This window comes from Candidatus Bathyarchaeia archaeon (assembly GCA_035935655.1).
GTDB lineage: Archaea > Thermoproteota > Bathyarchaeia > 40CM-2-53-6 > 40CM-2-53-6 > 40CM-2-53-6.
In genome coordinates this window covers 1-8,536 of record DASYWW010000045.1, presented here as the reverse complement: position 1 = coordinate 8,536, position 8,536 = coordinate 1, and the positions used below count along the sequence as shown (strand labels likewise).

Genomic DNA, 8,536 nt, shown 5'->3' with positions numbered 1-8,536 from the left:
TTTCGCAATCCTCTGAGGAAAGAATACTTCGTCGAGTATGATTCGATGATCCGCCATGTCTCATCTTCACTCATGCCGTCTAAAGCGAGAACCTCCAAACGATCACAAGGATAGTCATTGTGAACTATCGATTCGAGACATTGGCTAATGAATTTCTCTTCGTTCCGGCAAGGCACGATAACAGTTAATTTTGGCAGATCACTCATAGGGACATGGATAGTGGCGATTGTAGATGCAATCGATCTTTAGCTAGCCACCAAGGAAGGCGTCAAGCTAATTGTGTCGGAATTGAGTTGTTTCAGCCAAATATTCGTGCTAACCAGCCTAAACCAGTCGTAATCAGTAAAACACTCACTTTCGCCTCTCCGATACAGATTAAGCTGCATAGCCAATTTCCGGGTATCTATGAACTGATCGAGAGGATTATCATGTTGAAGAAACAATTCCATAGTATGTTGGCCAAGATCTGCTCTAAACCAATTTCGTGCCGGAGTATCAAATCCGCGCTTTACCTTTTGCCAGCACACACTCTCTGGCAGCACGTCGTTCATGGCCCGCCGAAGCGAATATTTCGTATATCCCTTTCGCAGTTTCGTGTAAGCGGAAGTGGCGAGCGCTGCTTCGACCAATCGATGATCGAGGAATGGGAGTCTGGTTTCTGTGCTCGCGGCCATCGAATTCCGGTCCTCCCAATGAAGCAGGCAGGGCAGGCTGAACTGGCTCAAATCCTTCCACAGGCGCAAATTCAGGCTCTCACTGCTGCCAAGGTAAATGCGTTCTGCAGCAAGCGCGCGAAATTCCGGCCGACTGAACTGCCAGATGCCGGCAATTCGTTTGCGTAAGAAGGGCGGAAAATATCTGCGGCCATCGGCATAGCTCCATTTGGTGAATCCATTTCTCTGCAGATACGGCACTGCGCTTTGCAGAAAACGCAGCCAATGCCCCCTTGAGAACAAGATTTGCAACCAAAAGAAGAAAAATTTGCTGTAGCCCGCGAGAGACTCATCTCCACCCTGTCCGTTTAACAGAACTACAGCGCCGTCTGCGCTCGCTGTTTCGAACATGCGCCAAGATGCAAAATTCGCGGCGCCCCCCGTCGGGCCGTCCTGAAAGTAGACAAACTCATGGATTCGATCCCAAAGATTCGAGCCATCAATCGTGGCCTGGATATGGCGAATACCCAGCCTCTTTGCAACTTGTGAAGCGAGCTCCGATTCACTCTCAGGAGCTCCTGGAAAAGCCATGGTATAGGCCGTAAGCAACGATGGGTCTGCAAATCCATGAGAGGCAATTGAGCAGATCGTGGTCGAGTCGAGACCTCCAGAAAGGCAAATGCCTACGCGAACATCACTCCTGAGTCGCAGATGAATGGCATCTTTGAGCAATGCTGGGAATTCGACCTCAAACCTGCAGTCAAGAGACGCATCCAGATCAGACGAAATCTGCGGGGCCCAATAACGGTAGGGTCCACTGGCTCTTCCAGTGTCCGGATCCCATTCCATCCAGTGAGCAGGTAGAAGTTGTTTGATGTCCTTGAAGAATGTGCGGTCGTCGTAATCCTGCAACGAAAGCAATAGGAAATCCGCTAGAGCGGTATGGTCCAACTCCTTGCCAAATTCGTCGCTCTCGAAAAACTGCTTCAATTCTGAAGCAAACATTAATAGTCCGGCTCGATGCATTATATAGAGCGGCTTTTCTCCCCAACGATCCCGGGCAAACAACAGTTTTCTGCGAGTTCCATCCCATATAACAAACGCAAACATTCCATTCAATCTGGGCAGGCAACCGGTACCCCACTTTTCATACGCTGCGAGCAACACTTCAGTGTCTGTCGTTGTTGCGAAACTGCGTTCGCCTTTCAACTCTTCCCTTAGCTCAACGAAATTATAGATTTCGCCGTTAAACACAATCCATAAATCTGTCCCAGGCAAATTCATTGGTTGATTGCCAGCTGGCGATAAGTCGAGAATGCTCAGTCGTCGACATCCAAAGCCTATACGATATCCTCGGGCATTTTCCCGTTCGCCCCAGAATTTCCAGACGACATGGTTCGGGGGCGTCTCGCGAATTGGTGCGAAGCTCGCGAATCCCCAGCCATTCGGACCGCGATGACGCACGCGGTGTGTCCCAAACCACAGCAAATCCGGATCGACGCCTCGACGCTCGCTAGATGCTATTCCGAATAATCCGCACATCGAAAGGCACACCCTGAGACAACCATGAAACTCATGTAGCTAGAGACACACCGTCAAAAGCTTTCAGGCACTGTTCTGCGACAAGAGCGACTTGCATTGGGGTGATTGATCGAATGCAATCACATGGAGTCCATTTGCCCTTGAAACATGGGTGACATTCAGTATCCGGTTTCAGGGCGATGCCGCCATTGTGCAAGGGAGCGCGGCGTGAGGTTGAGGTCGGCCCAAAGATGCTGACAGTCTTAGTGCCGACTGCCGCCGCCATGTGCATCAGACCTGTGTCTCCAGATATGAGGAGAGCGCACTTGCGCAACATGGCGAGCGTTTCGCGAACCTGCCATCTGCCTGTTGCTTCGAGCCAATTAACATCACCGACAAAGGCGTGGGCTCGTTCCGCGACAGTTCTCTCACATTCGGTGCCAAAACTGATGATCGACAGTTCCGGAAAACTCTGTGCCAATGTGCGCACCAAGTTCCCGAAATTCCGAGCTGGCCAGCGCTTTGAAAGAACGACGGAAGAACATTGAATCCCCACGACCGGCCTGCAATCCTCCAAACCATGGCGAGCAAGCTCCATATCTGCCCACGCGGTTTCCTCAGGCGTTAGATGAATCTTTGGCGGTTCGAGCGGGGTGGCAATTCCGAGAAAAGAAGCGATTTTGCCCTGCGTCTCAAGAAAAGAAGCGGTCCAGCTTTGCTCGACTGCGTTCGTCAGAAACCAACTATACGGTGCTGAAGCTTCCCCAATCGCATCACGAGTGGCGGTCACAATCTTTAATAGAATCAACTTGGCAGCGGACATTTCTGGTGCGCACACAATCAAGTCCGATTTGCCTGCAATCTGAGTCCACAATTTTAGCAAGCTGGGCAAGCCATCTCGAAGGTGATGTACGAAGAGGGGAGTTAGCTCCAGATTTTCTTCCTGAACTAGCTCATAGTGCTTAACTGACGCGAACAGGACGCGTACGGGCCACCGATTTGCTGCCCATTGACAGACAGCCTTGAGGAGCGGAAGACTCTGGACTACATCACCGAGTCCTTGTGAATCAATGATCAGAATTCCACGTCCAGGCCGGATCAGGTGAGGTTTTCGACTCAATGACTCAGTTTCCAGCTCCCGCTCTGTCTGATTGAAATGGCCTTGGAATTGATTAATTCAAGCAATCGCAGTCAGGCTGAACGAGTAAGGATTGAATGCGCCGATGAGTTAGGTACTGATCTGGCTCCCGAATATCTCCAGACAGAGTGAATGATAAACCCCGAGGAAATGACTCCGTACGCGAGCAAGAGTGTATAGAGAAAACCCAATATTCCCTCTTCTGCTGAAAACCCTCCAAATAAAACGAAACAAATATAACCAGCGTGCCTGTAAATGGAGTGTTGTGCGCTAGTCGTCCAAATTCGAAGAGTCGAAAGAAAAATCCCCGCGAGAAATAAATAGAAAAAGAGACTACGAATTCCGTCATCAGCCATTACAGAGCCGACGAGAGTTGGAGCAGGTGTCTCCGTTGCAAAAGTGTGGAAGTCCGAATACACCATAAAACCCATTCCGCGGAACGGGTGATCCGGCTTGTTAGGCAGAAGAACGCGCGGCACCCAACTGGTAATCGTGTACATTCCTACTCTGTGACCTGCAAACCGCCTTCGATTGTCCGGCAACACATTCACAAATTGACAATAGCCACGATAGAGGCTGTCGTCTCCCCAGCGGGTCGCTGCTGTCGAAGTGGCTAGGTCAAAAAGCTTTGTAAGTGTTGCAGGAGTATCAGCCGTTCGGTGATACGCGAACGGCAGAAACCACAGCTTAGCGCCCATACCGACAAATGCAATTGCGCAAGCCACGGCTATATTGCGTGGACGACAGAGTGTCTGAAAGAATTCGCGGTTGTACACATAAATGACAACCGCTGTCCAAAGAATTGGTTCCTCAAGCCCTCCCTTATTGGTACGTAGAAAAAATGACACGAGCATCATGATAGCAACAACACAGAAGAAATGCGGCAAATGGTCGCGATAACTGGGAAGCAGCAAAGCCAACCCGAACACAATCACGTCCGCGCCTCGGTACCAGAAGCCGCCGAACGGTAATATCTGACTGCGAAATACATTCATAGCGGTATAAAAATGTGGCGCTGTGAGTGCGCCAACGAGATAAATTGCGACAACAGTTAAAAGTACGCCTACGATCGCAACCGCAATTCCCAATCTCTTTAGCTCCGCAATTCCCTCTCCATCGAGTGGTCTTACAATCACAGAAGGTCTGGAGTTAACAACTGCCAACCCGCAAATCAATACAAAGAGTCCGAGAATATGGATGGCGGTCGGATAAATTCGAAAGCCAAATTCGCTATAACCTAAATGGAGCACATCCGGTGACAGCGCGTAGTGAAGTATCAATTCCACATTGTCTGTGAGTGCCGCTGCACCCAAGTAGGCCATGCAAAAGCCTTCCGCTGAGACAATGCCCCACCTACGGATGATAAAAACGATCATTCCCAGATTTAATGAAGAGAAAAGCAGGAATTCGATGAATTCCATCTTCAGTTCATGACCAATTCTGGCGGTCGAGGCGCTGCTCGGGAAATTCTCTCGGAAATGATCGCCTGGGCGATCTTCCGAACATTTGACGCTTCGCAGATGTGCGGCATACGGATCGGGTCGCCCCATTGAAGTTCATAAGCGGTGTCGAGAAAGGACCACACATATTTCAAAAGCAAATTATGATTCGGTCTATGCGAGTTGAGGGCTTTTTCAATGTAATGTGAGAGCGCCGCTATATCTTTGCAACCATAGATAAGATCACAGAAGCCGTAACACAACGGCCCAAGTGCGATTACGGGCTTTTCATATAGAATTGCTTCCCAGGCAGTACTGCCAGTTATGGTCACTACGGCATCGGCGTGCTTGATCAGTTCGTGACTGTCCACGGAACGCGAGATAAGTCGCACATTGTGCAACAATCTTAACTGTTGGTAGTAACTAGGCTTCCTTTCGCCGCTCATCCCCGGGTGTTCCTTCACAATAACGTGATGCGTGATGGGAACGCTCCGACTAATATTCTCAATAACTGCAATTTGGTTGGTCAGGGACGGCGCGCGCACATCCGTAGTGAACTCGGGTTGAACATGCAAAGGGAAATAGATGAACGGGCCCTGAGGGACATTGTGCTCGAATAATGTCGATTCGCAGTACGCATATCTGCAAATCCGCATGATGTCCTGCCACATTGGCCTCCATGGCGGAGTGCCTTGATAGGAACCGACTTCATAAGGCCCGCTCTCAATGTACGATTGAATTCGAAATGGGATTCGTCCGATCCTCCTCCAGAGGCCATGCAGACTGGGGTTTAGAGGAGAGCGCTCGCTCCACTTGAGAAACAAAGGCTTTGACTTGTTCGCACGAAAGTCCATCACAAATGACTCTGCAATTTGCGCCTCTTGAGATGTCAAGCGTCTCCGAATGCATTCGTCGAAATTGTTTCGCATCCGGGTCCAAGCCCCTTTGGGTTCCTCGATAAAGAAGAATCGGTTTGTTACCGGTGTGGGATATGGTATAAGAAAAGGAATTCCCATTCGCCGTGCCAGAACCCATGCTATCCACTCCGTTGCACACGCAACTTCACCAATAACTACATCTGGCCGGATATGCGTGAGGGTCCGTTTCCAGAAGTAGACAATCCCTGCGAGAACTCGAATGACGCGCTCGTGTGAATAGCGGCCTATAATCCGATCCGCACGGACCATCGTGTTCAATGTCTCGCAGTCGCGCATTTCCTCGAACATCTTGAGCAATGTTCTACACTTATCCAAGTCAGCATTAGGCACAAACTCTTTTAGGAAGCCAGATAGGTCATGCACCTGGTCAAAGGATAAAGTCCGCGCAATCATTCTGGTTGCCGGCGCAGAAAACGTTATGGCACACGATTGGCAACCATTACCGACCTTAAGCTCTTGTGCAATCAGGGGAAAGAAATACCGGTACTCCCCTTTGCAAATAAAAAGTGTTTTCAATCTGGAATGGTATTCACGTATCCACTTCGAGACTCTCAATAGACAAGAGCCCTGAGGTCATCTCGAGCTTAAGCAAAAGCGCTGATCATTTTTCGAAGGTCTTCAAAACGAAGAAAGCCAGTGATAAACAGGCACATCAAGAACACCATAGAACCGGTAATGATTTTCAATGCCGAGTGCAACAAATCAAGTGATCCACCTTGGCAGGAAAACGCGAGCAAAGCTACAGCCGCGAAAGCCAATCCGGTGTGTAACAGCCACTCGGGCTTAAATGTGATGCTGAATAGATCCCAATGGGCCATGATCAACAAGATTGCTCCGGCGGCAGTGGCAATCAACTGGCTGACTGCAGCCCCTTCAATGCCAATCCCTGGGACAAGAAGTACATCAAACAAGACAATTAGGAGCCCACTGGCGAGCCAAAATATAGTTGAAGACCATACGCGTAGTTGAACATTCAAAATGACGGCATATAACATCACGATAGCCATAAAGATCCCCTGCACTCCAAGTATTGCAAGAGTTGTGCTGCCCGAAATGAATTCTCGCGATGCGAAGAGTCGCAGCACCTCCTGAGGAAATATCACGAGAATAGCTGCGGCGCCAACAGATGCGCCAAATACGAATTTCTGAATGCCAGCAAACCGTCGTCGGAATGATCCCGAGTTGCCCGAATCATGAAGAGCAGAGAGCTCAGGAAACAGCACGTCATTAATTGGGCCCGTCAGGAAAAACGTGAGTGCCGAGACGGTAAAACACACACTATAGATGCCGACTTGCTTCAATCCGAGATAGCAGCCAACTACATACTTATCGGCCCCCAATGAAATCGCCGAAGCCAATGCTCCTGGGAGCAGTGGTAGCCCGAATTTGGCGTACCTCACTGCAACTCGCGCCGTTGGGCTCACAAAAGTAAGTTTAAGGTGATATTTAAGATACGTAAGCCCTCCAATGACGCTGACAGCACCGATGACCACATATGCCCAGCTCACAAGCTCGACGCTTCTTAGGTACCACGCGACAACGAGTGTCGCTGCGATTTCGGGAACTAACCGCGAGAGGCTGAATAATGCCCAGGACTTGTTCAAGCGACGGGCGCGTAAAAGGTTTTTCATTTCTTCGAAGGCACAATCGAGGGGAAGTGCAGCCAAGAGCAAAACAGTTAGATTGAACGCGTGCCGCGATCGAAACAAGAAGGTCGTTATGTGACCTGAGAAAATGATTAGTACAGCTATTACAGCTGATACTGCTGTAATGACCATCGCCATCGCCGTCGAAAACGCCTCGTTCACTTCGATGGTAGAGCGCCGACCGCTGAGGAAACGCATCATCGACGACCCGCAATTTAACGTTCCAATCGTAGTTGCGTTACTCAGAGCCAATATAAAAATCGACCAAGCGCCAAATCCTTCCGCGCCAAGCGCGCGAGTCATAACCACAAGCCACAGATAGGTTCGTAGCTTCTGAAAAGGGACTGGAAGATTGGAATATAATACGTCTCGAACAAACCTCTGTGTCGTGAACTCCTGATTAGGTAAATCCGTTGGAGAGGACCCTGCTGACAATGGCGGAGAAATTACCGCTGGGCTCTCGCTATTGATTACATCAAGAGCCATTCGAAGCCACTGTCTTCTGCATCCAGATTAGCTTTTCTATGCCAAATCCATGAATCTCAGGAATGGGGCTGCCGAGTTGCTCTTGCCAGAAGTGTTTGTCGCTCAATGCATCAAGCACCGAATGCAGATGCCCGTCATGCGAGAACAATATCCCACCCAATGAGAGCAGGGGCCAAATATACTGCAGACAGGTGATAGTGGATGCCGCCAGATCGACATCGAAGTATGCGGCCGCAATTGGCTTCCGAAACATTGGCAATGTGTGCCTAAAATAGCCCTTTACAAATGTGCATGGCCCAATCTCGCCATACTTCTCGACATTGGCGGTAACTTCCTCTAAGGAGCCACAGTAATTCCCAGTGGAAAAATCGACGGGCGTACCCCAAATGGTATTTCCTTGATTCTCGCCATGCTCTGGAAGGCCCTCAAAGGAATCGAATATTACCAATTCTCTTCCCACTAACTCCGCAGCAACACTTAGCTTCGCGGTGCTTCCTCCTTTGTAGCACCCGCACTCGACGACAAGCCCTTGGATTTCTGCCTGAAGCCTAAGAAGAGCACGAATGAACTCAAACATCTCTGATTGTAAGTGCTCGCATGGAACGTGTGATGAGATTAGTTGAAATCGGCGTATGAGTTTAAATCGATCAGACATCGGAATCCGCACGTCATCCGAGAGAAGGAAAGTCAGAATGCTGCGCCAATCTCCTGTGCG

The 8,536-nt window shown here is 49.6% G+C and carries 6 protein-coding genes; all 6 read right to left on the bottom strand.

Features of this window, described 5'->3' with window-relative positions; translation table 11 throughout:
- Positions 1–245: 245 nt before the first annotated feature.
- A complete protein-coding gene (asnB, locus tag VGS11_09070) occupies positions 246–2,195 on the bottom strand; it encodes an asparagine synthase (glutamine-hydrolyzing) (protein HEV2120236.1) in 1,950 nt (649 codons plus the stop codon).
- Between the two features lie 31 nt (positions 2,196–2,226).
- The gene (locus tag VGS11_09065) at positions 2,227–3,294 is read right to left on the bottom strand and encodes a glycosyltransferase family 9 protein (protein ID HEV2120235.1); all 1,068 of its coding nucleotides are present in this window, start codon (positions 3,292–3,294) and stop codon (positions 2,227–2,229) included.
- Positions 3,295–3,365: 71 nt separating this feature from the next.
- Positions 3,366–4,733 carry a hypothetical protein gene (locus tag VGS11_09060; GenBank protein HEV2120234.1) on the bottom strand — a complete coding sequence of 456 codons (1,368 nt, stop codon included), beginning with the start codon at positions 4,731–4,733 and terminating at the stop codon, positions 3,366–3,368.
- 2 nt (positions 4,734–4,735) lie between these two features.
- Positions 4,736–5,977: a hypothetical protein gene (locus tag VGS11_09055; GenBank protein HEV2120233.1), complete on the bottom strand. Its 1,242-nt coding sequence runs from the start codon at positions 5,975–5,977 to the stop codon at positions 4,736–4,738.
- Between the two features lie 296 nt (positions 5,978–6,273).
- Positions 6,274–7,821 (bottom strand): oligosaccharide flippase family protein, encoded by a 1,548-nt coding sequence (locus VGS11_09050; protein ID HEV2120232.1) that lies wholly within the window; start codon positions 7,819–7,821, stop codon positions 6,274–6,276.
- On the bottom strand, positions 7,811–8,536 hold a 726-nt coding region (locus VGS11_09045; GenBank protein ID HEV2120231.1), incomplete at its 5' end, for a TylF/MycF/NovP-related O-methyltransferase. The genes VGS11_09050 and VGS11_09045, both read right to left, overlap by 11 nt.